The sequence below is a fragment of the Phenylobacterium sp. genome, assembly GCF_030697305.1.
Taxonomy (GTDB): Bacteria; Pseudomonadota; Alphaproteobacteria; order Caulobacterales; family Caulobacteraceae; genus Phenylobacterium.
This window is the reverse complement of the sequence record NZ_JAUYQL010000115.1, coordinates 1-23,476: the sequence shown is the minus strand read 5'-3', so window position 1 is coordinate 23,476 and position 23,476 is coordinate 1. Positions and strand designations below refer to the sequence as shown.

Annotated in this window: 29 protein-coding genes; 8 read left to right on the top strand and 21 right to left on the bottom strand. The window is 68.0% G+C overall.

Going from position 1 to position 23,476, the window contains the following annotated elements:
* Window positions 1-191 precede the first annotated feature (191 nt).
* On the top strand, window positions 192-1,058 hold the full coding sequence (locus Q8R27_RS12310) for an ATP-binding protein (protein WP_305699299.1): 867 nt from the start codon (window positions 192-194) through the stop codon (window positions 1,056-1,058).
* 109 nt (window positions 1,059-1,167) lie between these two features.
* On the opposite strand, the gene Q8R27_RS12305 is transcribed toward Q8R27_RS12310, so the two are convergent.
* From Q8R27_RS12305 to Q8R27_RS12250, 12 genes are all read right to left on the bottom strand, one after another.
* Complete coding sequence (locus Q8R27_RS12305; RefSeq protein ID WP_305699298.1) at window positions 1,168-2,622, bottom strand: peptidoglycan DD-metalloendopeptidase family protein; 1,455 nt, start codon at window positions 2,620-2,622, stop codon at window positions 1,168-1,170.
* Window positions 2,623-2,711: 89 nt separating this feature from the next.
* Window positions 2,712-3,368 carry a protein-L-isoaspartate(D-aspartate) O-methyltransferase gene (locus Q8R27_RS12300; RefSeq protein ID WP_305699297.1) on the bottom strand — a complete coding sequence of 219 codons (657 nt, stop codon included), beginning with the start codon at window positions 3,366-3,368 and terminating at the stop codon, window positions 2,712-2,714.
* Window positions 3,369-3,379: 11 nt separating this feature from the next.
* Window positions 3,380-4,156: a 5'/3'-nucleotidase SurE gene (gene surE / locus Q8R27_RS12295; RefSeq protein WP_305699296.1), complete on the bottom strand. Its 777-nt coding sequence runs from the start codon at window positions 4,154-4,156 to the stop codon at window positions 3,380-3,382.
* Window positions 4,153-5,433 (bottom strand): serine--tRNA ligase, encoded by a 1,281-nt coding sequence (gene serS / locus Q8R27_RS12290; RefSeq protein ID WP_305699295.1) that lies wholly within the window; start codon window positions 5,431-5,433, stop codon window positions 4,153-4,155. The genes surE and serS overlap by 4 nt, the downstream gene beginning before the upstream one ends.
* Before the next feature lie 93 nt (window positions 5,434-5,526).
* Entirely contained in the window at window positions 5,527-6,420 is an 894-nt protein-coding gene (gene tatC, locus Q8R27_RS12285; protein ID WP_305699294.1) for a twin-arginine translocase subunit TatC, read from the bottom strand.
* Window positions 6,417-6,926 carry a Sec-independent protein translocase protein TatB gene (tatB, locus tag Q8R27_RS12280; RefSeq protein WP_305699293.1) on the bottom strand — a complete coding sequence of 170 codons (510 nt, stop codon included), beginning with the start codon at window positions 6,924-6,926 and terminating at the stop codon, window positions 6,417-6,419. Before tatB ends, tatC begins: the two co-directional genes overlap by 4 nt.
* A gap of 73 nt (window positions 6,927-6,999) precedes the next feature.
* Window positions 7,000-7,212, bottom strand: coding sequence for a twin-arginine translocase TatA/TatE family subunit (locus Q8R27_RS12275; protein WP_305598123.1), 213 nt, complete (start codon window positions 7,210-7,212; stop codon window positions 7,000-7,002).
* A gap of 135 nt (window positions 7,213-7,347) precedes the next feature.
* Window positions 7,348-8,013 carry an SMC-Scp complex subunit ScpB gene (scpB, locus tag Q8R27_RS12270; protein ID WP_305699292.1) on the bottom strand — a complete coding sequence of 222 codons (666 nt, stop codon included), beginning with the start codon at window positions 8,011-8,013 and terminating at the stop codon, window positions 7,348-7,350.
* On the bottom strand, window positions 8,010-8,813 hold the full coding sequence (locus Q8R27_RS12265) for a ScpA family protein (RefSeq protein ID WP_305699291.1): 804 nt from the start codon (window positions 8,811-8,813) through the stop codon (window positions 8,010-8,012). Before Q8R27_RS12265 ends, scpB begins: the two co-directional genes overlap by 4 nt.
* Window positions 8,810-9,832, bottom strand: a complete 1,023-nt coding sequence (gene nagZ / locus Q8R27_RS12260; RefSeq protein WP_305699290.1) for a beta-N-acetylhexosaminidase — start codon at window positions 9,830-9,832, stop codon at window positions 8,810-8,812. Before nagZ ends, Q8R27_RS12265 begins: the two co-directional genes overlap by 4 nt.
* Complete coding sequence (locus tag Q8R27_RS12255; RefSeq protein ID WP_305699289.1) at window positions 9,829-10,641, bottom strand: SPOR domain-containing protein; 813 nt, start codon at window positions 10,639-10,641, stop codon at window positions 9,829-9,831. The genes nagZ and Q8R27_RS12255 overlap by 4 nt, the downstream gene beginning before the upstream one ends.
* Before the next feature lie 165 nt (window positions 10,642-10,806).
* Window positions 10,807-11,985 (bottom strand): deoxyguanosinetriphosphate triphosphohydrolase, encoded by a 1,179-nt coding sequence (locus tag Q8R27_RS12250; RefSeq protein WP_305699288.1) that lies wholly within the window; start codon window positions 11,983-11,985, stop codon window positions 10,807-10,809.
* Window positions 11,986-12,066: 81 nt separating this feature from the next.
* Here Q8R27_RS12250 and erpA point away from each other — a divergent pair, with 81 nt between their 5' ends.
* From erpA to Q8R27_RS12235, 3 genes are all read left to right on the top strand, one after another.
* Window positions 12,067-12,399: an iron-sulfur cluster insertion protein ErpA gene (gene erpA, locus Q8R27_RS12245; RefSeq protein ID WP_305597178.1), complete on the top strand. Its 333-nt coding sequence runs from the start codon at window positions 12,067-12,069 to the stop codon at window positions 12,397-12,399.
* A gap of 149 nt (window positions 12,400-12,548) precedes the next feature.
* Window positions 12,549-13,328: an exodeoxyribonuclease III gene (gene xth / locus Q8R27_RS12240; protein ID WP_305699287.1), complete on the top strand. Its 780-nt coding sequence runs from the start codon at window positions 12,549-12,551 to the stop codon at window positions 13,326-13,328.
* Window positions 13,329-13,382: 54 nt separating this feature from the next.
* Window positions 13,383-14,081, top strand: a complete 699-nt coding sequence (locus Q8R27_RS12235) for a hypothetical protein (protein WP_305699286.1) — start codon at window positions 13,383-13,385, stop codon at window positions 14,079-14,081.
* 42 nt (window positions 14,082-14,123) lie between these two features.
* On the opposite strand, the gene ilvD is transcribed toward Q8R27_RS12235, so the two are convergent.
* The 3 genes from ilvD to Q8R27_RS12220 all read right to left on the bottom strand — a co-directional run bounded on the left by ilvD (window position 14,124) and on the right by Q8R27_RS12220 (window position 17,394).
* Window positions 14,124-15,857: a dihydroxy-acid dehydratase gene (gene ilvD / locus Q8R27_RS12230; protein WP_305699285.1), complete on the bottom strand. Its 1,734-nt coding sequence runs from the start codon at window positions 15,855-15,857 to the stop codon at window positions 14,124-14,126.
* Between the two features lie 101 nt (window positions 15,858-15,958).
* Complete coding sequence (locus tag Q8R27_RS12225; RefSeq protein ID WP_305699284.1) at window positions 15,959-16,435, bottom strand: glutathione peroxidase; 477 nt, start codon at window positions 16,433-16,435, stop codon at window positions 15,959-15,961.
* 35 nt (window positions 16,436-16,470) lie between these two features.
* Complete coding sequence (locus tag Q8R27_RS12220) at window positions 16,471-17,394, bottom strand: Gfo/Idh/MocA family protein (RefSeq protein WP_305699283.1); 924 nt, start codon at window positions 17,392-17,394, stop codon at window positions 16,471-16,473.
* Between the two features lie 134 nt (window positions 17,395-17,528).
* Between Q8R27_RS12220 and Q8R27_RS12215 the strand changes: the two genes are divergently transcribed.
* Entirely contained in the window at window positions 17,529-18,530 is a 1,002-nt protein-coding gene (locus Q8R27_RS12215; RefSeq protein ID WP_305699282.1) for an NADP-dependent oxidoreductase, read from the top strand.
* Window positions 18,531-18,534: 4 nt separating this feature from the next.
* On the opposite strand, the gene Q8R27_RS12210 is transcribed toward Q8R27_RS12215, so the two are convergent.
* A complete protein-coding gene (locus Q8R27_RS12210; RefSeq protein ID WP_305699281.1) occupies window positions 18,535-18,873 on the bottom strand; it encodes a copper-binding protein in 339 nt (112 codons plus the stop codon).
* A 124-nt stretch (window positions 18,874-18,997) separates the two neighbouring features.
* Here Q8R27_RS12210 and Q8R27_RS12205 point away from each other — a divergent pair, with 124 nt between their 5' ends.
* Window positions 18,998-19,897, top strand: coding sequence for a cobalamin biosynthesis protein CbiG (locus Q8R27_RS12205; RefSeq protein WP_305699280.1), 900 nt, complete (start codon window positions 18,998-19,000; stop codon window positions 19,895-19,897).
* Window positions 19,898-19,907: 10 nt separating this feature from the next.
* On the opposite strand, the gene Q8R27_RS12200 is transcribed toward Q8R27_RS12205, so the two are convergent.
* The 3 genes from Q8R27_RS12200 to Q8R27_RS12190 all read right to left on the bottom strand — a co-directional run bounded on the left by Q8R27_RS12200 (window position 19,908) and on the right by Q8R27_RS12190 (window position 21,751).
* A complete protein-coding gene (locus Q8R27_RS12200; protein ID WP_305699279.1) occupies window positions 19,908-20,351 on the bottom strand; it encodes a hypothetical protein in 444 nt (147 codons plus the stop codon).
* A complete protein-coding gene (locus tag Q8R27_RS12195; RefSeq protein ID WP_305699278.1) occupies window positions 20,333-20,791 on the bottom strand; it encodes a hypothetical protein in 459 nt (152 codons plus the stop codon). Before Q8R27_RS12195 ends, Q8R27_RS12200 begins: the two co-directional genes overlap by 19 nt.
* A gap of 321 nt (window positions 20,792-21,112) precedes the next feature.
* Complete coding sequence (locus tag Q8R27_RS12190; protein ID WP_305699277.1) at window positions 21,113-21,751, bottom strand: hypothetical protein; 639 nt, start codon at window positions 21,749-21,751, stop codon at window positions 21,113-21,115.
* Between Q8R27_RS12190 and Q8R27_RS12185 the strand changes: the two genes are divergently transcribed.
* The gene (locus tag Q8R27_RS12185; RefSeq protein ID WP_305699276.1) at window positions 21,750-21,890 is read left to right on the top strand and encodes a hypothetical protein; all 141 of its coding nucleotides are present in this window, start codon (window positions 21,750-21,752) and stop codon (window positions 21,888-21,890) included. The two genes, Q8R27_RS12190 and Q8R27_RS12185, sit on opposite strands and share 2 nt — an antisense overlap.
* An 11-nt stretch (window positions 21,891-21,901) precedes the next feature.
* On the opposite strand, the gene Q8R27_RS12180 is transcribed toward Q8R27_RS12185, so the two are convergent.
* Complete coding sequence (locus Q8R27_RS12180; RefSeq protein ID WP_305699275.1) at window positions 21,902-22,084, bottom strand: DUF1508 domain-containing protein; 183 nt, start codon at window positions 22,082-22,084, stop codon at window positions 21,902-21,904.
* On the opposite strand from Q8R27_RS12180, the gene Q8R27_RS12175 reads away from it, so the two are divergent.
* Window positions 22,083-22,313 carry a hypothetical protein gene (locus tag Q8R27_RS12175; protein ID WP_305699274.1) on the top strand — a complete coding sequence of 77 codons (231 nt, stop codon included), beginning with the start codon at window positions 22,083-22,085 and terminating at the stop codon, window positions 22,311-22,313. The genes Q8R27_RS12180 and Q8R27_RS12175 overlap by 2 nt on opposite strands.
* A gap of 57 nt (window positions 22,314-22,370) precedes the next feature.
* On the opposite strand, the gene Q8R27_RS12170 is transcribed toward Q8R27_RS12175, so the two are convergent.
* Window positions 22,371-23,309, bottom strand: coding sequence for an IS1595 family transposase (locus Q8R27_RS12170; RefSeq protein WP_305699273.1), 939 nt, complete (start codon window positions 23,307-23,309; stop codon window positions 22,371-22,373).
* Window positions 23,310-23,476: the final 167 nt, after the last annotated feature.

Genomic DNA, 23,476 nt, shown 5'->3' with positions numbered 1-23,476 from the left:
CGATCGGCCCCGCCAGGAAATTGGCGGCGTCGCCCGAGGCGCCGGCGGTTTGGGCGAAGGCGGGGGTCGCGAACATGAGGTCTCCGAGGTGCAGATCGCACGGCGCGGGAGCGCCGGTTTCGAGGTCGGCGGAAGCTATGCGCTGGCGCCCTGTTTTGCAATGGAACGCCCGCCCGGTTATGGACCGCGGCATGTCCCTAGAGCCCAACTCCTTCGCGAACGCCGATCTGAAAGCTATTCTGGAACGCATCGCCGAGGCGCTGGAGCGGCTGGCCCCGCCACCGTCAGGCGCGCCCTCGTTCGCCGACGCGCGCCTGTTCCGTCACGAGCCCGACGACAACAGTTTCCACGCCGCCCCTGACTATCCCCTTCCTCTCGACGCCCTGGTGGGGGTCGATCGCCAGAAGCAGCGCTTCATGGAGAACCTGGAACGCTTCGCAGACGGCCTGCCGTTCAACCACGCGCTGCTGTGGGGCGTGCGGGGCGCGGGCAAGAGCTCCATGGCCAAGGCCGCCTTCATGGCCGCGGGCGAATCCCGCACGCATCTGAAGCTGGTCGAGGTCGATCGCGACCAGGTGACCGCCCTGCCCGGCCTGTTCGACGCGCTGCGGGTCGCCGAACAGAGTTTCGTGGTCCTGTGCGACGACCTGTCGTTCGAGGAGGGAGCGGCCGCCGCGAAAGCATTGAAGTCGGCGCTGGAAGGTGGCGTCTCCGGCCCACCGGAGAATGTGCTGTTCGTCGCCACCTCGAACCGGCGCCATCTGATGCCGCGCGGCCACGGAGAAGGCGATCGCGGCGCCATCGCCTCGGCCGAGGACGCCGAGGAAGAGGTAAGCGTCTCCGACCGTTTCGGCCTGTGGATCGGTTTCCCGCCGATGGACCAGCAGACCTACCTGCAGGCGGTGAACACCTACGCCAAGCGTTACGAGCTCGCCTCGCCCGAGCTGGAACGTCGGGCGCTGCAGTGGGCCCAGCTTCGCGGGGGGCGTTCGGGTCGCGTCGCCTTCCAGTTCATCCGCGACCTGGCCGGCGAGCTGGGCAAGGCGCTGCCGCTGTAGGCAGCGCCCTACCCGCTCACCCCGGAATTTCCGGCGTAAGCGCCCTACCCGCGCGCTAATTCAGAATCACCTTCGAGCCCGGCTTTCACCGGGATGGGCGACCGAACCCCTAAGGCAGCACCAGCGCTGGGTTGATCGGGCGGGCGCGATCGGCGGGCGACGGGGCGTAACGGACCTCGAAGTGCAGCTGCGGCTCGGCCGCCCCCCCGGACGAGCCGGCCTGGCCGATCTGCTGACCCTGCGTGACCTTCTGCTGCATCTTCACGTCGACGCGCGACAGGTGGCCATAGGCGGTGACCCAGCCGTCGGTGTGCTTGATCAACACCAGGTTGCCGAAGCCGGGCACCTGGTCGCCGGCGTAGACGACGTCACCCGCCGCAGCGGCGCGCACGGAGTCGCCCTGGTTGGCGCGCACGTTGAGGCCGTCATTGCGCTGGCCCGTGCCCTTGGGACCGAAGTCGGAGATCACCTCGCCTCGCAGCGGCCAGGCGAAACGTCCCCGACCGAGCTGCGAGATCTGCACGTCGCTGAGTGCGCCGCTGCTGGGCACGATGGTCGGCGCGGGCGTGGCCGGGCGCCCCGGCGTGGTGGTCGCTGGCCGTGGTGCGGGCGGCTGCGGGGTCGTCGGCCGCGAATAGGGCTGCGGCGCGGGCGGAAGCGTCGCCGGCGGCTGCACCGGCCGCGAGTAAGGCGGCGGCGTCGGGCCGACCACCGGCTGGGTCGGGCGCTGGTAGGGCGGCGCGGCGGGCGGCGGCGCGGCGACCACCACGGGCGGCGCGGCCGGCGCAGGCGCCGGCACGGTGACCTTCACCTGGATCGGGCCCTTGTCCTTGTATCCGTCCGGCAGCACCAGCTTGCGGCCCGAGCGGATGGTCGCGTTGGGTTTCAGGTCGTTGGCGTCGGCCAGGGCTTTGGCGGTGACGCCGAAGCGGCGGGCGACGGCGAACAGGGTGTCGCCCGATCCGACGACATAGGCCTTGGCCTTGCTGGATGGCCCTTTCAGCGTCTGGCCGGGCTTCAGCGCGTAGGGCGATTTCAGCTTGTTGTCGTCGGCAAGTTGCTTGCGGTCGGTGTCCAGCTTGCGGGCGATGCCGTCGAGGTTGTCGCCCTTCTGTACGGTGTAGGTCTTGGGCGGCGCGTCGACCTCGACCACCTTGCCGGTGACCGTGGCGCGGGTGACCGTACGGGTCGCTGGCGCCTGAGGCCGCACTGGCGGCGCAGCGATCACGGCGGGCGGCGGCGAGGTTGGGAACGGGTTGTAGGTCGGCGCGGGCGAAGGTTGCGGGCGCGGGCCCTCCGGCGGCGTCGAGGGCGTCACATAGCCTGGACCGGACGGTGCGGCGGGTTCCAGCGGGCGGGCCTGAACCGGCGTCGTGGGACGAGCCTGCGGTGCGGCGGGATCGTACTGCGGAGCGGGTGTGGCCGCGCCGTCCGGCAACCGCGTGGGAAAATTCGGCCGCGGCGCCTCCATCTGAGTCGCCTCGAACGGCTCGTAAGACGCGCACCCAGCCAAGGCCAGAGCGCCGGCCGCGACCGATGCGGCTCGAATCAGGAATTGGGTCATCGCCGCTCCTGCCAGAGAGTCTGAATCACTCGGGGCGCCATGGTTGACGGCGAGTTAAGACCGCGGAGATGGATGCTCCGCGAATGCGCTCAGAGATCCTTCGCCACACCGTCGAGCAGGGGCACGAAACGAACCTCGGTCAATTCCTCGACCGTGATCCCGCCCCCGCCGTCGCCGGTATAGCGTTTGAGGCTCTGCACAGGACCGCGACCGACGGGCGCGACCAGGATTCCCGACGGCTTCAGTTGCGCGAGAAGGGCTGTCGGCTCGTCCGGCGCCGCGGCCGTGACCATAATGCGGTCAAAAGGCGCCTGCTCGCGCCATCCCTCCCCCCCGTCGCCGAAGCGGGTGATGATATTGGTCAAGCCCAGGGTACGAAACCGCGCCTCGGCCTCGCTCATCAGCGTGCGGTAGCGTTCGACCGTGTAGACCAGCCGCGCGAGCTTGGAGAGGATTGTAGTCTGGTATCCAGACCCGGTGCCGATCTCCAGCACACGCGAGCGCGGCTCCAGGTTCAACGCCTGGGTCATCAGGCCGACGATGAATGGCTGGCTAATCGTCTGGCCGCAGGCGATCGGCAGGGCCGAATCCTCCCATGAGCGCTCGCGGAACAGGTCGGGAGTGAACAGGTCGCGCGGCGTGCTCTCGATGGCGTTCAGCACCGCAGGCTCGGTGACCCCTTGCGAGCGGAGCACGAGCACCAGGCGGGCCAGGCGTTCCTGCGGCGTGTCGTCGTCTTGGGCCATGGCGGGTGTCGTCAAAGCGATGGGGCCGCGCCGTCCAGCACCTTCTTCAAGGCCTCGACGGTGGCGGCGTGCGTAAGATCAATGTGCAAGGGCGTAACCGAGATCCGGCCCTCGTAGAATGCGCGCAGGTCGGTGCCGGCCGCAGGCTCCGAACGGAATTGCCGAAAGCCGATCCAGTAGTAGTCGCGGCCACGCAGGTCGGTGCGCCGCTCCGCGTGGCGCACCTGCACGTCACGGAATCCCTGGCGGGTGACCTCGACCTCGGCGGCGGCGCCCGGCTCGATCACCGGGAAGTTGACGTTCATCACGACATCCCCCGGCCAGCCCTGCGCGGTCAGACGGCGGATGATGCCGGGCGCGAAGGTCTCGGCGGGGGCGAAGAAGCCTTCCATGTCATCGGGGCGGCCGGCCTGCGAGAGGGCGATTGCGGGGACGCCCAGCGCCATGCCTTCGATGGCGCCGGCGACGGTGCCCGACATGGTCACGTCCTCGGCGATGTTGGGGCCGCGGTTGACGCCTGACAGCACCAGGTCCGGCCGATCGCCATCGATCAGTTCGTTGATCGCCAGCATTACGCAGTCGGTGGGCGTGCCCGTGGCGGCGAAGCGCCGGTGGCCGACCTTGCGCACGCGGATCGGCTCGGACAGCGTCAGCGCGCGCGAGGCCCCCGACTGCTCGTATTCCGGCGCGCACACCCAGACGTCGTCGCTCAGCGAGGCGGCGATACGCTCCAGCGCCCCCAGACCCTCGGCGTGGATCCCGTCGTCGTTGGTGACCAGGATCCTCATCGCGGCGCGCCGATGTGCGTCGCGTCCGACAGATAGGGTTGCAGGACCTTGGGAATGGCGATGCGGCCGTCCTCTTCCTGGTAGTTCTCCATCACCGCCACCAGGGTGCGCCCGACCGCGAGCCCCGAGCCGTTGAGCGTGTGAACGAAGCGCGTGCCCTTCTCACCGGCCTTCTTGGCGCGGGCGTCCATCCGCCTTGCCTGGAAGTCGCCGCAGTTGGAGATCGAGCTGATCTCGCGATAGCGGCCCTCCGAGGGGATCCAGACCTCAAGGTCGTAAGTCTTGCGCGCACCGAATCCCATGTCGCCCTTGCAGAGCAGCATGGTGCGATAGGGCAATTCCAACGCCCTCAGCACGGCCTCGGCGCAACCGACCATTCGCTCGTGCTCGGCCTCGGACTCCTCGGGAGTCGTGATCGAGACTAGCTCGACCTTGTAGAACTGATGCTGGCGGATCATCCCGCGTGTGTCGCGGCCCGAAGCCCCGGCCTCGGAACGGAAGCATGGCGTCAGCGCCGTGAAGCGCATCGGCAGGTCTTCCTCGGCGACGATCTGTCCCATGACCAGGCTGGTTAGCGGCACTTCCGCCGTCGGGATCAGCCAGCGTCCGTCTGTGGTCTTGAAAAGGTCTTCGGCGAATTTCGGCAGCTTGTCGGTACCGTAGGCGGCCGCGTCATTGACCAACAGCGGCGGCGAGACCTCGATGTAGCCGTGCTGCTGGGTCTGCAGGTCGAGCATGAACTGGCCAAGCGCGCGCTCGAGCCGCGCGATCTGGCCCTTCAGGATCACGAAGCGCGCGCCGCTCATGCGTGCGGCGGCCTCGAAATCGACCAATCCCAGCCGCTCCCCGAGGTCCACGTGGTCGCGAGGATTGGCGATAGCGGCGGGTTCGCCCCAGCGCCGAACTTCGACATTGTCGTGCTCGTCAGCCCCCGCCGGAACGTCGGGAAGCGGGATGTTCGGCATTTGCGAGAGCAGATCCTGCAGCGCGTCGGCCGCGGCGCGCTCGGCCTCGGCCTGCTCGGCCAGCACGCCTTTGACCTGCTCCACCTCGGACATCAGGCGCTGGGCTTCGGCTTCGTCCTTCTTGGCCTTGGCCTGGCCGATCAGTTTGGAGGCTTCATTGCGGCGGCTCTGGGCGGTCTCCAGCGCCAGCTTCGCCGCACGCAACCTGGCGTCCAGCGCAATGGCCTCGGCGGCGACGCCTGACTTGCCCTTCGCGGCCCAGGCGTTTTCGTAGACCTCGGGGTTTTCGCGAATGGCTCGGATGTCGTGCATGGATTCGCCGCGGCTCGTGGTGTCAGGCGGCCCTGTCTAGAGCGCGTTGAGGAACCGGCCAACCCTGCAGCCGCAAGGCGGAGCCGAGAATCGCTAGACCGGGACCACGCCACGGGCTTCGTCCTCGCGCCGGCGACCGCGCTCGATGAGGCGCACGCACAGGATCGAGATCTCGTAGAGAAGGATGATCGGCACCGCGAGCAGGGTCTGGCTGATCGGATCCGGCGGGGTCAGCACGGCGGCGACCACGAACACCGCGACGATCGCATAACGCCGGCCCTGCGACAGCGCCTTGGAGGTGACGATCCCGCCCATCCCCAGCAGGGTCAGCACCACCGGCAACTGGAAGCAGAGCCCGAACGCCAGCAGCAGGGTGGTGACCAGGGTCAGATAGTCCGAGACCTTGGGCAGCAGCTCCACCGAGATCGCACCCGCGCCGAAGATCTGCTGCGACAGCGAGAACCACAGCACGAACGGCAGGATGATGAAGTAGACGAGCGCCGCCCCCAGCGCGAACAGCGCCGGCGCGGCCAGCAGGAACGGCAGGAAGGCCTTGCGCTCGCGGCGATAGAGGCCGGGCGCGACGAAGGCGTAGACCTGCGAGGCGAGCACCGGGAAGGTCAGCACCACCGCGCCGAACGCCGCCAGCTTAAGCTTGGTGAAGAAGAACTCGAGCGGCGCGGTGAACACCAGCTTCAGGCCGGCCCCGGCGACGCTGGGCACCTCCTTCATGCCGACCAGGGCCAGCAACAGATCGAAGGCGCCGTGGCTGTGACCGGTCTTCTGGGCGGCCAGCAGTTGGGCGGCGATCTCGAAGGGATGCAGCAGCGCGATGTAGATCTGCTTGGAGAAGCCGAAGCAGATGGCGAAGCCGATGATGATCGCCGCCACGCAGACGATCAGCCGCTTGCGCAGCTCGATCAGGTGATCCAGCAGCGGCGCGCGGGAAGCCTCGATCTCTTCCTCGTCGTGATGCGGCGCGCTCACGTCGCCTTGGCCTTTGACTTGGCGCGTGGCTTGGGCGCGGCGCTTGCCGACTTGGACTTCGGCGCCGCGCGCACGGTCTTGGGTTTCGCCGCCGCCTCGCCGGCCGGCTTGGCGGCGCGGGGCTTGCGCGGCTTCGGCGCTGACGCCGGCGCCTCTGGAACAGGATCGTCGGCAGGCAATGCGGGTTGCGGCTGCGTTGTCACGCCCGACAGGCCACGCCCGAGTTCGTCGTAGATGTCGGCCATCTGGGCTTCGCTGGCGGCCAGGGAGGCGTGGTCGGCCATCTGGCCGCGGCGCATCGCCTCGACCTCGGCGCGCAGTTCGTCCAGCTCTGACTGGCGGGCCATCTCGTCGAAGCTGGCGCGGAATTCCGCCGCCATACCGCGCAGGCGGGCCATCATCTGGCCGAGCTTACGCAGCAGCACCGGCAAGTCCTTAGGACCCACGACGATGAGGGCGACCACGGCGATCACCAGAAGTTCAGTCGCGCCAATCTCGGGAAGCATGGCCCAGGCCTAAAGAGCATGGCCGGCGCGCGCGCAAGCGCATTGAAGCGCCGCGCACGGGTCCGCCGGGAAATCAGCCGCGAACTTCGTCCTTTTCCCGCTCGGCGGCGGTCAGCGGCTTGGCCGCAGCATCGGCTTTCTCCGGCTCGTCCTTGAGGCCGTCCTTGAAGGCGCGGATGCCCTTGGCCGCGTCGCCCATGATGCCGGAGAGCTTGCCGCGTCCGCCGAACAGCAGCGCCACGACCACCAGCACGATCAGCCAGTGCCAGATCGAAAATGAGCCCATCAGGCGAAACTCCTATCGCGGCGCGGCGTCCTGCGCCGCACCCATCGTCATAGCGGCTATATAGACGCTCGCGCGCACCAGCGCCACGGCGGGCCGAACGGTGCGGCGAGGATCGCGACATCTGGCCACCAAGCGTCAGGCGTCCGATCCGTCCGCGGCGAGGTAGTCGGTGTGGAATTGCGCGGCGTCGGCGTCATCCAGCGGGTCCTCGTCGGGATGGCCGGCGGCCGGATCGGGCACGGCGAAGTCCGGCCCCATGTCGAGGGTCAGGAGGCCGGCGGCCTTCATTTCCGCGGCGCCCGGCAGGTCGACCAGGTTGGCCAGCCCGTATTGTTCCAGGAAGGCGTCCGTCGTCCCGTAGGTCACCGGCCGGCCGGGCGTGCGACGGCGTCCGCGCATGCGCACCAGGCCCAGCTCCAGCAACACGTCGAGGGTGCCCCGACTGGCCTGCACGCCACGCACAGCCTCGATGTCGGCCCGGGTCACCGGTTGATGGTAAGCGATGATCGCCAGCGTCTCCTGCGCCGCGCGCGACAGCCGCCTCGGCTCCTCGCGCTCCAGGGTCATCAGCCAGGCAAGGTCCTGAGCTGTCTGGAAGCGCCAGCGCCCGGCGACGCAAGCCAGCTCCACGCCCCGGCCCGCATAGCGGGCCTGCAGGGCGGCGAGCGCGCCGTCGATGTCCGCGCCCTGCGGCAGGCGCAGGGCGAAATCATCCAGGCCAAGCGGGCCCGCCGCGGCGAACAGCAGCGCCTCGACTTCGCGCTCGGTCTGGCTCCCATTCGTCTGACCGGGATCGCTCACGCGGCGTCCCGCCGTGTGCGCAGGAAGATGTCGGCGAAGGCCTCCAGCTGGCGGGACTCCAGAGCGCCTTCCTTGACAAGCTCCAGGCTCGCCGACAGCGTCGAGGCGAGATAGGAGGCGCGGCTGGGTCCCGCGCCCCTGCCTTCCAGCGGCGCGACCCCGGCGAGCGGCGTCCAGCGCTCCAGTTCCGGCAAAAGGGCACGCAGGCGCGCGCGCGCATCCTCCAGCGGATAGGCCTTGGGCGCGGCCGGCGTGTAGCGGCGTTCACGCACCCTCGCCCGCTGGCCGACATAGGCGCTCATCAGGCCATAGAGGTCGCCCTCCAATCGAGTAGAGGGAATCACCTGGATCGCCTGCGGATCGCCGCGACCGAACACGTCGCGGCCCAGATGCGGCAGAGCGGCCAGCGCCTCGGATGCGCGGCGCATGGCGTCCAACTTGGCCAGGCGGAAGGCCAGCCTGGCGGCGACCTCGTCGGCCGGCGGCTCCTCAGCGGTCGGACGCTCGGGCTTCGGCAGCAGCAGTCGCGACTTCAGGTAGGCCAGCCACGCGGCCATCACCAGATAGTCCGCAGCGAGCGAAAAGCGCGCGCGCCGCGCCTGATGGACGAAGGCCAGGTACTGGTCGGCAAGCTTCAGCACCGACAGCTTCAGCAGGTCGACCTTCTGGCTGCGCGCCAGCGCCAGCAGCACGTGCAGCGGGCCTTCGTAGCCGTCCAGGTCGACGATCAGGCCCTCCCCCGCCTCGGCCGCGACGCCTGCGGCCTCGAAATCGAGTTGCGGTTGGAAACCCTCGCTCATGCGGCGTAGCGCCCGTCGAAGGCGGCGTCGAACCGCGCGCGGGCCTCCTCCACGTCGAACGGTTCGCGCGCGCGTGCGATGCGGCCGAGGGCCGCAGCCGCCCGGCGCTTGGCCTTGCCGGACAGCGAACCGACGCCCGCCACCACGGCCTTCATCTCGTCCATGTCGCCGTTGCAGTGCAGGACGATGTCGCAGCCGGCGGCCAGCGAGGCCCTGGCGCGATCGGTGAAGTCGCCGGACAGCGCCTTCATCGACAGATCATCGGTCATCAGCAGGCCGTCGAAGCCCAGCTCGCCGCGAATCACCCGGCGGATCGCCTTGCGTGAGGTGGTCGCCGGGCGTTTGGCGTCGATCGCCGTGTAGACGACGTGCGCGCTCATCGCCATCGGCATGTCGGAGAGCATACGAAATGGCGGGAAGTCACGTTCAGCGAGCTCTTCGTAGCTCGCCTCCACCACAGGCAGCGCCAAGTGGCTGTCGGACTTCGCCCGCCCGTGCCCGGGCATGTGCTTGATCACCGGCAAGACGCCGCCGGCGATGAGGCCCTCGGCGGCGGCGCGGCCCAGCAGGCCCACCGCGTCCGGCGTGTCGCCATAGGCCCGGTCACCGATGATCTCGTGGCCGCTGGGGTCGGGCACGTCGAGCACCGGCACGCAGTCGACATTGATCCCCACCGCCGCCAGGTCGTGGGCCAGGAGCCGCGCGCCGAGGCGGGTGATCTCGCGGCGCGTCAGCATGTCGTTTCCGGCCAGCTCGCCGTAGGCGCGGCCGGGCGGATAGCGCCGCCAGTGCGGCTGGCTCAAGCGCTGGACGCGGCCACCCTCCTGGTCGATCAGCACCGCCGCGTCGGGCCGTCCGACGCAGTCACGCAAGGCGTCCACGAGCGCGCGCACCTGATCGGGCGTGTCGACGTTGCGCTTGAAGAGGATGAACCCCCACGGACGCACGTCGCGGAAGAAGGCCTTCTCCTGCGGGGTAAGCTCCAGGCCGGAGCAGCCGAGGATGCAGGCCTGCGTCACTTGACGAAGCAGCTCTTGCCGGCCGCCTTGAGCTGCCCGCAGAAGGCCTGGGCGTCGGCGCGCGAGGCGAAGCCTGCGACCGAGGTGCGGTACAGGGTCTGGCCGCCGCGTTGGATCGGCTCGACCCGACGTGCCTTGCCGGCGATGGCGCCGGGCGCGATCCGAGCCGCATCCGCCCAGCCGCTCTCGACCTGGGCCTGCGACGAGAAGGCGCCGATCTGCACGGAGGCCGCGCCGCCGCCCGTCGCCGGGGCCGGCGTCGCCTTGGCGACCGGAGCCGCGGCGGGGGGAATTGTCTTCGCGGCAGGAGCCTTGGCGGCCGGCGCCGGGATCGGCTGTGCGGGCTTCAGCCCGGCGGCGGTCGCGGCCGGCGCAGGCTTGGCGACGACCGGCGAGGTCGGCGCGGCCTTGGGCGGCGGCGGCGTAGCGGCCGGCAGCGGTGCGGGTTCTGGCCGCGCGGCGGGCTGTTCCGGCGGAGCGGTGAAGGTCGGCGACACCGGCGTCGCCGGCTCTCCAGCCTCGGACTTGTAGATCTGCAGCCCCGCGGCGGCGTCCTGAGGCTGGGCGTCGGCTGGTGCAGGCGCGGTGATCTCGCCCACCGGCACGCCAACCGTCCGTGGGGCTTCGCCCGCCTGCCGCACGCCGGACCGGTAGAACGCGACGATGGCGATCGCCAGCAGCACCAGCACCACGCCGCTGGCGATCAGGGTCAGCGGCAGCGGCCGAGACCCCCTCACCGGCTGGCGCGCGTCGAACGACAGCGGCGAGTCGGTGGGCGGGGTGTAGGCGCCGCGATCTTGGTCGCTCATCGCGAAGGCTCCGAAACGAATGGCGGCGCGCGATCAAGGCGAATCACGCGTGCGCAGGCATGCAGTCTACCGAAGCGGCGCCGCGTTCGAACCGCCCCTTTGCGACCAATCGTCCCTCTGTGGACGCTGGCGGCCTGGGTCTGCGAAACAGGCCCGGCGCGGGCTCTAGTTCCAGACCTCGAGGTGGAACAGCTTGCGGTGCTCTTCAATGGCGAAACGGTCGGTCATCCCCGCGATGTAGTCGCACACCACCTGGGCTGGCCCGTCCTCGTCGCGCTTCTGCGACCGGGCGAACCACTCCGTCGGCAGGACGTCGGGTTCGGCCATGAACAACTGGAACATCTCGGCCAGAATACGGCGGGCTTGGCTGCGCGTCCGATTGACGCGCCAGTGGCGGTACATCCGCTCCATGAGGAAGCTGCGCAGCCGCGCCAGGTCCTCGGCCATGTCGCGGGAGAAGCCGACCAGGGCGTGGTCCAGGTTGCGCACGTCCTCTACCGTGGCCACGCGGCTGTCAGCGGCCCGACGGCGGGTCTCGGCGAGGACGTCGCCGACCATCGCCCCGATCATCTCGCGCACCGCTTCCAGCCGTTGGATTGACGGATCGGTGTCAGGGTATCGGCGTTGGACGTCGGCCAGGATCGGACCGATCAGCGGCACGTCCAGCAGCTCGGACAGCCTGAACAGCCCAGCCTGCACCCCGTCGTCGACGTCGTGGTTGTTGTAGGCGATGTCGTCGGCGATCGCCGCCACCTGCGCTTCGGCCGAGGCCCAGCCGTCCAGCCGCAGGTCGAACTCCGAATCGAACGCCGCGATCGCCCGCCACGACGGGCGGTTCAGGCGGTCGGACACCGGGCCGTTGTGCTTGATCACGCCTTCGAGCGTCTCCCACGTCAGGTTCAGGCCGTCGAAGCGCGGATAGCGGCGCTCCAGCCGGGTGATCACGCGGAAGGTTTGGACGTTGTGGTCGAAGCCGCCGAAGTCGCTCATCTGGCGTTCCAGCTCATCCTCGCCGGCGTGGCCGAACGGCGGATGGCCGAGGTCGTGGGCCAGCGCGATGGTTTCGGCCAAGTCGGCGTCGAGACCCAGCGCCGTGGCCAGGGACCGCGCGATCTGCGCCACCTCCAGCGAATGCGTCAGACGTGTGCGGAAATTGTCGCCTTCGTGGGCCACGAAAACCTGGGTCTTTTCCTTAAGCCTGCGGAAGGCGGTGGCGTGGATGATGCGGTCGCGGTCACGGGCGAACGGCGTGCGCGTCGCGCTCTCGGCCTCCGGGAATCGGCGTCCGCGCGATCGGGCGGGGTCTTCGGCGTAGACGGCGCGGGGGGTCGGCATGACGGCCATGGAACCGATCTGGCTAGAGGCCTCTTGGTCGAAGCCGGTTGTGATCACATATAGAACAGGCCAAGGTTTGGTTTAACGCACATGACAACACAGTCCGTCACTCTCTCCCCCTCGGCCGCGCGCCGAATCCAGGCGCTCGGCATGACCGAGGGTCGCCCGCTGAAACTGCGTGTCGCAGTCGAAGGCGGCGGCTGCTCGGGATTCCAGTACCAGTTCGATCTGGTCGAGGATGTGGAGCCCGACGATCTGGTGGTCGAGCGCGATGGCGCGGCGGCCCTGGTGGACGTGGTCTCGCTGGCCCTGCTCAACGGTTCGGAGATCGACTACGTCGACGAACTGGCCGGCGCGGAATTCAAGATCCGCAACCCGAACGCCAAATCCAGCTGCGGCTGCGGCGTCAGCTTCTCGATCTGAGGTCTGAGCCCGGTTTTCCAGTCAGACGTCGTCCTTGGGACAAGCCCGAAGATGACGGGCGGTGATGGGGCGTGCGAATCGCCCCTGCCAGTGGCGCGCCCTCGCTGCGGCGCCTAAGAAGGTCGCGTAGAGCCTAGGAGCACCGGCCCATGCGAATCGCCACCTGGAACGTGAACTCGGTGAACGCGCGGCTGGAGACCGTGCTGAAGTGGATCGAGGAGGCGAGCCCCGACGTCGCCTGCTTCCAGGAGATCAAGTGCGTCGACGAGAAGTTCCCCGCCGAGGCCTTTGAACGGCTTGGCTATAACGTCGCCGTCCACGGACAGAAGTCCTACAACGGCGTCGCCATGCTGTCGAAGACGCCGCTCGAGGATGTGCGCCGAGGTCTGCCCGGCGAGGATGAAGACGACCACGCCCGCTACATCGAAGCTGTGGTCTCCGGACCGCAACCGGTGCGGGTCGCCTCGATCTACCTGCCCAACGGCAACCCCATCACCACCGACAAGTTCGCCTACAAGCTGCGCTGGATGGAGCGGTTGAACGCCCACGCCCGCGACTTGCTGGCCCTGGAGGAGCCGCTGGCTCTGGTCGGCGACTACAATGTCATTCCCGAGACCCGTGATGCGGACCGCCCCGACGCCTGGTTGGGCGATGCGCTGTTCCAGCCGCAGAGCCGCGGCGCCTTCCGGGCGCTCAAGTGGCTGGGCCTCACCGACGCTTTCATGGAGATCGACGGCGCGCCGGAGACCTACACCTTCTGGGATTACCAGGCCGGCGCCTGGCAGCGGAACAACGGCATCCGCATCGACCATGCCCTGCTCTCTCCCCAAGCCGCGGACAAGCTGATCGGCTGCGTGGTGCACCGAGACGTGCGCGGCTGGGAAAAGCCGTCGGATCACGTGCCGGTGGTGGTCGAGCTCGACCTTTGACCCGCACGGCCGCCTTGCTTCTCGTCGGCGTCGAAGCGGGCTAGCGTCGCAGGCATGAGCGAAATCGCCCGCCTCCTGCTGCTGCTCCTGCTGGCGGGCGCGGCCCTCACCGCGCTGGGGGCCGCCGCCGTCTGGTGGATGGAGGAGGAGCGCCGCCTTCGCCGGGCGATGCGCCGCGTGCTGAGCGGTGAGGCCGATGCGGTGGTGATCGCCCACGGGCGCGGTCGCGCGGCGGGATTCAACTTCACCTCGGGGTCGGTGGCGGTGGCCTGGGATGCCGGCGCCTGGTGTCTGGTCTATCGGATCGACGAGTTGGTCGGCGCCGAGCTGATCGTCGACGGCCTGGTCACCGCGCGCGCCTTCCGCGACGAACCGCGCCGCGCCCTGGACGAGATCGCCGGCATGGCGAACGAGGTGGTGCTGCGGCTGGTGTTCGACGACGTGCGCCACCCCGACTTCGAGCTGGAACTCTGGAACGACGACGGCGTCGCCCGCAAAGGCGGCCCTGCCACCGCGGCCAAGGCCGTGCAGGAGGCCAACCGATGGCTGGCCCGGGCCGAGGCGATCCTGCGCCGGCACGCAGCCTGGCGTGAGGGGCCCGCCCCCGTTCGGCCGCCACAGCCGCCGCCGCCGCCGATCCCGCCCGAAGAGCAGCCCGAGCTGTTCGAGGAACCGGAACTGGCCGACGCGCCGCCCTGGGATGAGCCCGGCGACGATCTGGACGAGGACTTCGACGACGATCGCAAGTCCTGATCCGCCCGCCCGGCGCAAAGCCGGGCAGGCGGACGAGGCGTATCAGATGTCGGCGTAGACGTGACGCTCGGCCACGCCGCCTGGATGGGTCACCGCGCCCAGATAGGCCGGTCCGACAGTCTGGGAGAACTTCCAGATCGCGCCGGTGGCGTAGTCTGTGACGCGAGGCTTCCAGTCCCGCGCCCGATGCTCCAGCTCGATCGGGTCGACCTCCAGGTCGATGGTGCCGGCGTCGCAGTCGATGTTGATGATGTCGCCGTCGCGCACCAAGGCGATCGGGCCGCCGGCCTGAGCTTCCGGGCCGACGTGGCCGATGCACAGGCCGCGCGTGGCGCCGGAGAAGCGGCCGTCGGTGATCAGGGCCACCTTGTCGCTAATGCCCTGACCGTAGATCGCCGCCGTGGTCGACAGCATCTCGCGCATGCCGGGGCCGCCGCGGGGGCCTTCGTAGCGGATCACCAGCACGTCGCCGGGCTTGTAGTCACGCGCCTCGACGGCGGCGAAGCATGCTTCCTCACCGTCGAACACCCGAGCCGGGCCGCGGTGCTTGGTGTGGCCCAGGCCCGCGACCTTGACGATGCCGCCTTCGGGCGCGAGCGAACCCCAGACGCCGACCACGCCGCCGGTGGGCGACAGCGGGTTGGAGACCGGACGGATGACGTCCTGGTCCTCATTGAACACCACGCCTTCCAGGTTCTCACGCAGGGTCTTGCCGGTCACGGTCATGCAGTCGCCGTGGATCAGGCCGGCGTCCAGCAGTGTGCGGAGCAGGATGGGCATGCCGCCCGCCTCGCCCATCTTCTTCGCCGGATAGCGGCCGCCGGGCATCAGGTCGGCGAGATAGGGCGTGCGGCGCATGATCTCGGCCACGTCGCGCAAGGTGAAGGAGATCCCAGCCTCATGGGCCATGGCCGGCAGATGCAGTCCACCGTTCGTGGAGCCACCGGTGGCCGCGACCACGACCGCGGCGTTCTCGAAGGCCTCGCGGGTGCAGATGTCACGTGGGCGGATGTTGCGCTCGATGAGCTGCATCACCGCCTTGCCGGTGGCCACCGCATAGGCGTCGCGGTCAAGGTAGGGCGCCGGCAGCGCTGACGACAGCGGCAGAGCGAGGCCGATCGCCTCCGACACGCAAGCCATGGTGTTGGCGGTGTACTGGCCGCCGCAGGCCCCGTCGCCCGGACAGGCGTGCTGCTCCAGGTCGCACAAATCCTCCAGGCTCATGGTCCCGGCTGAATGAGCGCCGACGCCTTCGAAAATGTCCTGCACGGTGACTTCCTTGCCGCGCCAGACGCCTGGCAGGATCGAGCCGCCATAGAGGAAGGCCGAAGGCACGTTGAGGCGCAGCATGGCCATCATCATGCCGGGCAGCGACTTGTCGCAGCCGGCGACCCCGACCAGGGCGTCATAGGAGTGCCCGCGGATGGTCAGCTCGACCGAGTCGGCGATCACCTCACGGCTGACCAGTGTAGAGCGCATGCGCTCGTGGCCCATGGCGATGCCGTCGGTGAAGGTGATGGTGCAGAACTCTCGCGGCGTCCCGCCTGCGGCCTTCACACCCTCCGACACCGCGTGCGCCTGGCGCATCAACGAGGTGTTGCAGGGCGCGGCCTCGTTCCAGCAAGACGCTACGCCGACGAACGGCTGGTTGATCTCACGGGTGCCGAGCCCCATCGCATAGAGGTAGGAGCGGTGCGGCGCGCGCGACGGCCCCTCCGTCACGTGGCGGCTGGGCAGCTTGGACTTGTCCCAAGTTCCGTCCGGGTTCCTGGTCATGAAGACGCCTCCGAGAAACAGCCGTCTTCCCTAACGGTCGCGCTGGTGGGCGCCAAGTGACGCGCCGAACTTGCGAACCGTCCGCAAGTCGGACGCAACCCTCACAGCGCCTGCTTGACCGCGGCGACGACGTCCGGGTCGAGGGGATCGGTGCGCGAGCCGAACGCGCGGATCAACTGGCCGTCCTTGCCGACCAGGATCTTGTGGAAATTCCACGCCGGCACGGCCGCCTCGCCCAGCCCGGCCTCAGCCCATTTGTAGAACGGGTGCGCGCCCTCGCCCTTCACCTCGACCTTGGCGGTCATCGGGAAATCGACGTCGTAGGTCAGCGCGCAGAAATCCTGGATTTCGGCCTCGGTCCCCGGCTCCTGGCCGGCGAACTGGTTGCAGGGCACGCCCAGCACCACCAGCCCCTGGTCGCGGTAGTCGCGATAGAGCTTCTCCAAGCCTTCGTACTGCGGAGTCAGGCCGCACTTGGAGGCGGTGTTGACCACCAGCACCGGCTTGCCTTTGAAGCTGCTCAGCGGCAGCGGCCCGCCGGCGATGGCGTCGAACCCGTAGTCGTAGGCATCAGGCATGGTCGTCTCCTTGTCCCTGCCGAGCGTAGACCCGATCAGCCGTGCTCCTCCAGGGCCTGTTCAATCGCCAGCGCCAGATCGAGCGCGCGTGTGGCCTCGGCGGCGGTGACTTCGGGGCGCGGGGCGTCGCCGCGCACGGCGTTGAGAAAGCTCTCAACGCTGGCGCCGAGCGTGTCCTTGACGGCAGGGGCCTCGGCGAAGTCGGGGTCCAGCGGCCAGCCGGTGGTGTTGCGGAAGGCGCGTGAGATGAAGTCGATCTCCACCTCGCCGGTGGCGTAGACCACCCGCATGGTGCGCTTGCGCTCCGGCGCCATCCGCGAGACGTCGAAGGCGGCCGTGAAACCGTCGGCGAAGGTCACCTCGGCGCGCGCCGCATCCCAACCGCCGCTGTAGTCCCTGACCCCATCACCTTCCGCGGTGACCGCTTCGGACGGCGAAAGCGCCAGCGCCAGGTCGAGGTCGTGGATCATCAGGTCCAGCACCACCGAGACGTCGAGGCTACGGTCGGAAACCGGCCCGTGGCGCACCGCCTCCAGCCGCAGCGGCGGCTCGGGCGCGTCGAACAGGCCGATCGCGCGAAACAGCACGCGCTCCTGATGGCCGCAGGCCACGACCAGGTCGCGCTGCGCCGCCAGCGCCTGGATGCGCTCGGCGTCGTCGAGACTGACCGCCAGCGGCTTCTCCACGTAGATCGGCTTGCCGGCGGCGAGCGCGGCCAGGGCATGCTCACCATGCAGCACTGCGGGCGAGGCTACCGTGACCACGTCCACCGCCTCGAAGAACGACGCGAGGTCGCCGAAAGCCCGCCCGCCCAGCGGCATGGCCAGGGCAGCGGCGCGCTGGGCGTCCACGTCATAGACCGCCGACAGCACAGAGCCCGGCAGCGACGCATATTTGCGAGCGTGGTGGGCGCCGAACACACCGGCGCCGATGACGCCGCCTCGCAGGATCTGTGACATGGATTCGCGCTCCGCAACCGCCGCGGCCCGAGCGCTAGCACGGCCAGGGCGGCGGCGGCAAAGTGGCGCGCCACAGCGCGTCGAGCGTATGGTCGCGCAACATCCAGGAACAACACTCAAGGGAAGGCTGCGCCATGACCGCTACGCGCGAGATCCACCTGGTCGGCCGCCCGTCCGGCGCGCCGACCCCCGACCTCTTCGAGATCATCCAGGTGGAGCTGCCTGATCCGGCGCCGGGCGAAGTGCAGGTGCGCAACCGCTGGATCTCGGTCGATCCCTACATGCGCGGCAAGATGAACGCAGGTGGTCCCGCGCCCTATGCCCTGGGGACGGCCATGGCCGGGCGCTCGGTTGGCGAGGTGACCGTTTCCAATGCTCCGGGCCTCGGGGTGGGCGACTGGGTGTTCGGCGACTACGGCTGGCGCGAAGGCTACAACGCGCCTGCCGACAAGATCGAAAAGCTCACCCTGCACGGCCTGCCGCCGCACGCGTTCCTGAGTGGCGCGGGCGCGCCAGGCCTCACCGCCTACGCGGGTCTGCTGCGAACCGCCGAGATGAAGCCGGGCGACGTGGTGTTCGTCTCCGCCGCGGCTGGCGCGGTGGGTTCGATGGCCTGCCAGATCGCCAAGCTGCGTGGCCACACCGTGATCGGCTCGGCCGGCGGCGAGCGTAAGCTGAGGTTCCTGGTGGACGAGCTCAAGATCGACGCGGCGATCGACTATAAGCAGGCGCAGGGCTCTCTCGCCCAGGCGCTGCGCCATGCCGCGCCCGGCGGGATCGACGTCTATTTCGAGAACGTCGGCGGCGAGCACCTGGAAGCCGCCATCGATTGCGCCAAGCCCGGCGGGAGGGTGGCGATCTGCGGCATGGTGTCGACATACAACGCGGCGACCCCGCCGCCCGGGCCGCGCAATCTGATGCAAACGATCGGCAAAGGCCTGACCCTGCGCGGGTTCAACGTGAGCCAGCATATGGATATGCGCGGCGAGTTCCTGGCGGAGGTCGCCGCCTGGCATGCCCAGGGCAAGCTCAAATTGACCGAGACCGTGGTCGAGGACCTGGAAGCCGCCCCCGATGCGTTCATTGGGCTGTTCCGCGGCGAAAACCTCGGCAAGATGCTGGTGCGGGTGGGCTGAGCCCCTACCTTGCCTTAACCTCGGTGAGTACAGGTTCCGGCTTCCAGTCCTGGTAGTTGAAGGCGACGCGCGCGCCGGGCTCCAGCGGGGCCTGAGCGGCCACGTCGCCGTACAGGCGGAAGGTGTTTCGGCCCGCAGGCAACCCGCCTTCGACCGCTTCGTGGTCGATGACCAGGGTCCGCAGGCTGACCTCGGCGACCGTGCCGACGCCGCTGAGGACGGGACCGGTGGGCGCGGGGTCGGCGGCCTTGGCCGAGGGGGCCTTGGGCGCCTCCTTCGACGGCTCTGCGCCGCAACCCGCCAGCAACAGCGTCGCCGCGAGGCTCGGGACCAGGGTTCTCACGAATCGTAACTCCTAACGGGCGTCCCGGCATGGTAACGGCGCAGACGCGGTTGTGAACGCTGCGCCATTGGCCCGTTTCGGCGGAACCGCTACAAGCCGCAAGTCTGTGCATGGGAGCCCTGTGATGGCGCCGCGTCTTTTTAGCGCCTACGTCGTCGTCGACTGGAGCGCCGCGGCTAAGCCGTCGACGGGGCCCGACTCCGTATGGATCGGCGTGCTCAAGCGCGACGCCCGTTTCCGCATGCACTTCGAGTCCCACAACCCGCCGACGCGGGCGGCGGCAGAAAAGCTGCTGGCCGGCGTGCTCGACGACCTGAAGAAGCGCGGCGAGCGCGCCCTGGTGGGCTTCGACTTTCCGCTGGGCTTCCCGCGCGGGTTCGCCAGCGCCTTGAACCTCGCGGGCGACGCGCCGTGGCAGGCGGTCTGGACGCAGATCGATCGGATGGTCAAGGACAAGGCCGACAACACCAACAACCGCTTCGGCGTCGGCGCGGAGATCAACCGGCGGCTGACCGGGGGCCCCTTCCCGTTCTGGGGTTGCCCACCCAAGGACACGCTCACCACGCTGCAGCCGAAGCGTTCGCGCCCGCATGGACCGGACGACCTGCCGGAATTCCGGCACGCGGATTTGGCGGCCAAGGGCGCGGCGTCGATCTGGAAGCTCTATTACAACGGCTCGGTGGGCGGCCAGGCGATCCTCGGCATCCCGGCGGTGCGCCGGCTGAAGGCCGCGCGCGGCGAGGCTGTGCGGGTCTGGCCGTTCGAGACCGGCTACCGCGCGCTGAGCGCCGCCGACCTCGACGGCGTCGAGGTGGTGGTGGCCGAGGTCTATCCCTCGCTGATCAAGGTCCAGCCGGCGGCTGGCGAGGTCAAGGACCTGGCCCAGGTGCGCGCAGCCGCCGAGCACTTCGCCCGCCTCGACGAGGCCGGCAAGCTGGGCGCCGCCTTCGCCCCCGGCAAGGACACGCCCCCCGACACCGTGGTCGACGCCGAACGCGAAGAAGGCTGGATCCTCGGGGCTTAGAGGCGGCGCCTCACGGGCAGACCGTCGAAAACGGCCGCAAGACGACCATTGGCTCGGCGAGGTCGCTGTATCTGGCGAGCGATGGAGACTCTCCGACCCTTCTGAGCGTCGCGACGAGCGACATGTCAGGCTTGATCGTCAGACGCAGCAACCAACTCTCCGTTGGCGGTCGCTCAAGCCTGGGAACCTCGTAGTGATGCTTGCAAAGCCCGCTCGTAATGCTCAAGGTCGGGTACGCTGGGATCGCTCCCGTCAGCAGGGTTCTTGAGCGCCCAGGTTGAACGGTCACGCTCCTGGCTCTGGGCTTTTCCTCCACGGTCTCCAGTTGCAGCGTCACGATCCGATCGGTGGCGTTTGTGAAGATGAACTGGCTCGGCAGCGCACAGCCGGCCAGCAAGCCCAAGAGGGCCACAAACGCCGCGGCTCGCGCGACGGTCACTTGCGCGAAGGCCATGGCCGCGGCGGCGTCGACTTCGGACCCGCCTCGTTCCAGTTATGATCTCCGTGCCAGCGGCGGTCGAGCAGCAACCCCGCCAACCCTCCAAACAGGTTGGATGGAAAATATAGAGGCCCCAGTACTTCGCCCTGGCGAGTATGTGCGTCTTCGTGCTTTTCAGGTAGATTATCCTGACCCCTCGGCACTTCTCCGCACCAGAAATCATCGCTCATATTGTACGGATCATCTCGATAAATAATGGCATTTCCCAATGTAAGCGCCCCGAACGGTGTCAGCGGATTATTCCTGAACTCTATTGCGTTCCGGCCCAACGAAATCTGTGGATTCTTGCCGGCGATTTCGCCGACCAAATGCCCCGTAAGCCCATACGCCAGGCCGAGTGCGGTGTTGGGAGCGTTCCAGACCTTGCCCGCGATGCTTCGCGCGAAGGGGCCCACACCCGACCGCCTTCGATAGCGCTGGAGCGACTGGAGTTCCTGCGGAGACATGAGCTCGACGTTCGGTAGGCCGGAAAGAGATCGTCCACGCGGCATTGGATCGCCTTTGCGGTGGCTGGGATGCCACCCCCGATAGAGGCGTCGCGCAAACGAACACTGCCATGGATTTCAGATTTTGGGCAGTTATATACTTGACGGAACGTCCCAAAACGAGACACTGATTCGTAGCGTGACAGGCCGGAAGGAATAGCTGCCCTCAGAGTCGAGGACAGACGGTGGCCACCGAGGCCAACAAGGATGCGGTGGTTACCCCCGAGATGATCAGGGCAGGGGTGGCTGCTTATGTGGAATGGGCGACAGCCCCCGACCGCCCGAATGAGGATGAGCACTCCTTAGAAACGCTCGTACGAACTGTCTTTCGTGCGATGGCGGCTCAGGGTCCTCGCCGATAGCGTCAAGCAGGCCATGCATGTGGCCGACGCGCATGAGGAAGGCGCGAAGGCTCTCGGCGCCGTACTCCAGTTCTATCAGCTTGCCGTTGTGCTCCCCGACCGCCTTGAGCACGCCAGACCCATCCGTCGCACCCGTGCGGATCTCGCCGTGGAGCACGATGTTGCGGCGCCAATGAAGCTGCGCCGCCTCGTTTAGCATCCGGTCCAGCGTGGCGCAGATGGTCGGGCACGTCTCGAACACCGAAACCATGTGCTGGCGAAAGAGGGCCTTGCGGGTGCGAAACGGCCCGATGTGGGCGCGTCGTGGGTCCTCGCCTGCTTTGAACAATATGGCGTCAAGCATGGCGTTTAGGTCTCCCTCGAACCCTCCCCAAGCCACTGCGAGTTGACCGACATAGCCGTACAATAATCCATCCGAGGGCGGCCACACCGCTGGTGCTTTCCGTCCCTTCTCAACCATGTAATCCATGATCGGCGCGTAGCCGTGCGGATGCTTGGATGCAGCCATGACCGATAAGCCCCCTGAAGATGAACCCGGCGCTGACGAGCGCTTCAAGCGCGGGATCGCGAACGCGCTGCGGACGCCACCGAAGCCGCACAAACCGAAAGAGGGGCGCGAGCCGAAGCCCGCGCCCAAGGGCAATTAACCAGACGTTAACTAGGCGGCGTACCTGATCGGCGTGCCTGCGCCCTGGCCGGTGCTGGCGACCAGATTGATGGCCGCAATACAGTCCTGCTTGTTGTGGTAGCCCTCGCCGGAACTGGCGATCTTGCGATTGTTCGCCGCGTAAAGCGTCCAACGGTGCTGGCGGTTCACATCGAGATAGACGTAGAAATACATGGGTTCTGATTCCTCAGATGATGCGCAAAGCCGGTTCCTCTTTGAGTACCGGCACGAGGGATCGGAATGGGCCCTGGAGGTGCGGGCTCGCGATCTGAACGACGCCAAGGCTCGGCTGCAAACTCTGCCTTCGGCGGCGTACAGGGGCGAGATCGTCGCCTCCGGGCACATTCCGGCCGCGAATCGATTCGCGACAGAACGAGGTTATCACGTCGCCAACGACCTCTAGGATCGCGTTCCCGGTGCGTTCTTTTGGCGCATCTTCTGGATGCGCTTAGTTTTTTGCTTACGCGTTCGCGCCTTGACCAGACCGCCGATAGGTCAGGCGCTTGCCGGTGGAACCTTTGAGCATCGCGTTCGTACGCATGACGTCATCGACGCCCAGGCCCGAGCGGTTCGAGTAGCGGAAGTCGAACTCGTCGAGGTAGCGCGAGAGGTGCGCTTCCGAGACGTGGTGATAGGTGCCGATCACGCCGCGCTTCAGGATGGAGAAGTAGTTCTCGACCGTGTTCGAGTGGTGGTGCCCCAAGCGGACGTACTCGCCGGACGCGTGATCGACAGCGCTGTGAGCCGCGAACTCGCGACCTACGCGGGGGTACATGCGGGCACCGTCCGTCATCAGGTGCGACTTGCGGCTGGCGTTCTTCACGATCACCGGGCGCAGGGTCTTCGCGGTCACGTTGGCGACGTGGAACGAGCGCGCCGCGCCGCCACGTTCAACTAGGGTTACGACTGCTTCCTTACGGCCGAACATGTCGCGGGAGTTGCGCTTGTTGGCGTGTTTGTTGGCTTCCTTGCCGCCCACGTAGGTCTCATCGACTTCGACAACCTTGCCTTCGCCGCCCAGCGGCTCAGGTGCATCGAGGCGCATTGCTTCGCGGATGCGATGGGCCATGAACCAAGCCGACTTGTAGGTGACGCCCAGCGTGCGGTGCAGTTGGTGAGCCGAGACGCCCTTCTTGCTCGAAGCCATCAGGCGGAAAGCCAGCATCCACTTGGCGAGGCCGATATGCGAGCGTTCGAACACGGTGCCGACGGTCACGGTGAACTTCGTGCGGCAGGACTTGCAGATGTAGGTGCCCGGCTTCGTGGACTTGCCGCCAAGCAGGGTGACGTTCTCAGCCTCGCCGCAATGCGGGCAGTACGCGCCATCAGGCCAGCGTTGAGCCTCAAGGTGGATGCGGGCGGCTTCGTCGTCGTGGAAGGTTTTGTCGGTCAGATTCATCGGCTTGTCCTCTTGGAAACAAGCTATGCCGATGGGTCTGTTCCGTCAAGTATATAACTGCCAGATTTTGTCAAGAACAAATCAAGAACAAATAGATGTTCACGACCTCAGCCAGCGCAGCTCTGGTCCCGACGTTCATCGGCACGTGCTGCGTGGAGGTCAGAGCG

Coding starts and splice junctions, on each gene's coding strand:
- Q8R27_RS12310 (WP_305699299.1), top strand. CDS start 192: ATGTCCCTAGAGCCCAACTCCTTCGCGAACGCCGATCTGAAAGCTATT.
- Q8R27_RS12305 (WP_305699298.1), bottom strand. CDS start 2,622: ATGACCCAATTCCTGATTCGAGCCGCATCGGTCGCGGCCGGCGCTCTG.
- Q8R27_RS12300 (WP_305699297.1), bottom strand. CDS start 3,368: ATGGCCCAAGACGACGACACGCCGCAGGAACGCCTGGCCCGCCTGGTG.
- surE (WP_305699296.1), bottom strand. CDS start 4,156: ATGAGGATCCTGGTCACCAACGACGACGGGATCCACGCCGAGGGTCTG.
- serS (WP_305699295.1), bottom strand. CDS start 5,433: ATGCACGACATCCGAGCCATTCGCGAAAACCCCGAGGTCTACGAAAAC.
- tatB (WP_305699293.1), bottom strand. CDS start 6,926: ATGCTTCCCGAGATTGGCGCGACTGAACTTCTGGTGATCGCCGTGGTC.
- Q8R27_RS12275 (WP_305598123.1), bottom strand. CDS start 7,212: ATGGGCTCATTTTCGATCTGGCACTGGCTGATCGTGCTGGTGGTCGTG.
- Q8R27_RS12265 (WP_305699291.1), bottom strand. CDS start 8,813: ATGAGCGAGGGTTTCCAACCGCAACTCGATTTCGAGGCCGCAGGCGTC.
- Q8R27_RS12255 (WP_305699289.1), bottom strand. CDS start 10,641: ATGAGCGACCAAGATCGCGGCGCCTACACCCCGCCCACCGACTCGCCG.
- Q8R27_RS12250 (WP_305699288.1), bottom strand. CDS start 11,985: ATGGCCGTCATGCCGACCCCCCGCGCCGTCTACGCCGAAGACCCCGCC.
- erpA (WP_305597178.1), top strand. CDS start 12,067: ATGACAACACAGTCCGTCACTCTCTCCCCCTCGGCCGCGCGCCGAATC.
- xth (WP_305699287.1), top strand. CDS start 12,549: ATGCGAATCGCCACCTGGAACGTGAACTCGGTGAACGCGCGGCTGGAG.
- Q8R27_RS12235 (WP_305699286.1), top strand. CDS start 13,383: ATGAGCGAAATCGCCCGCCTCCTGCTGCTGCTCCTGCTGGCGGGCGCG.
- ilvD (WP_305699285.1), bottom strand. CDS start 15,857: ATGACCAGGAACCCGGACGGAACTTGGGACAAGTCCAAGCTGCCCAGC.
- Q8R27_RS12225 (WP_305699284.1), bottom strand. CDS start 16,435: ATGCCTGATGCCTACGACTACGGGTTCGACGCCATCGCCGGCGGGCCG.
- Q8R27_RS12220 (WP_305699283.1), bottom strand. CDS start 17,394: ATGTCACAGATCCTGCGAGGCGGCGTCATCGGCGCCGGTGTGTTCGGC.
- Q8R27_RS12215 (WP_305699282.1), top strand. CDS start 17,529: ATGACCGCTACGCGCGAGATCCACCTGGTCGGCCGCCCGTCCGGCGCG.
- Q8R27_RS12205 (WP_305699280.1), top strand. CDS start 18,998: ATGGCGCCGCGTCTTTTTAGCGCCTACGTCGTCGTCGACTGGAGCGCC.
- Q8R27_RS12200 (WP_305699279.1), bottom strand. CDS start 20,351: ATGGCCTTCGCGCAAGTGACCGTCGCGCGAGCCGCGGCGTTTGTGGCC.
- Q8R27_RS12185 (WP_305699276.1), top strand. CDS start 21,750: ATGACCGATAAGCCCCCTGAAGATGAACCCGGCGCTGACGAGCGCTTC.
- Q8R27_RS12190 (WP_305699277.1), bottom strand. CDS start 21,751: ATGGCTGCATCCAAGCATCCGCACGGCTACGCGCCGATCATGGATTAC.
- Q8R27_RS12175 (WP_305699274.1), top strand. CDS start 22,083: ATGGGTTCTGATTCCTCAGATGATGCGCAAAGCCGGTTCCTCTTTGAG.
- Q8R27_RS12180 (WP_305699275.1), bottom strand. CDS start 22,084: ATGTATTTCTACGTCTATCTCGATGTGAACCGCCAGCACCGTTGGACG.
- Q8R27_RS12170 (WP_305699273.1), bottom strand. CDS start 23,309: ATGAATCTGACCGACAAAACCTTCCACGACGACGAAGCCGCCCGCATC.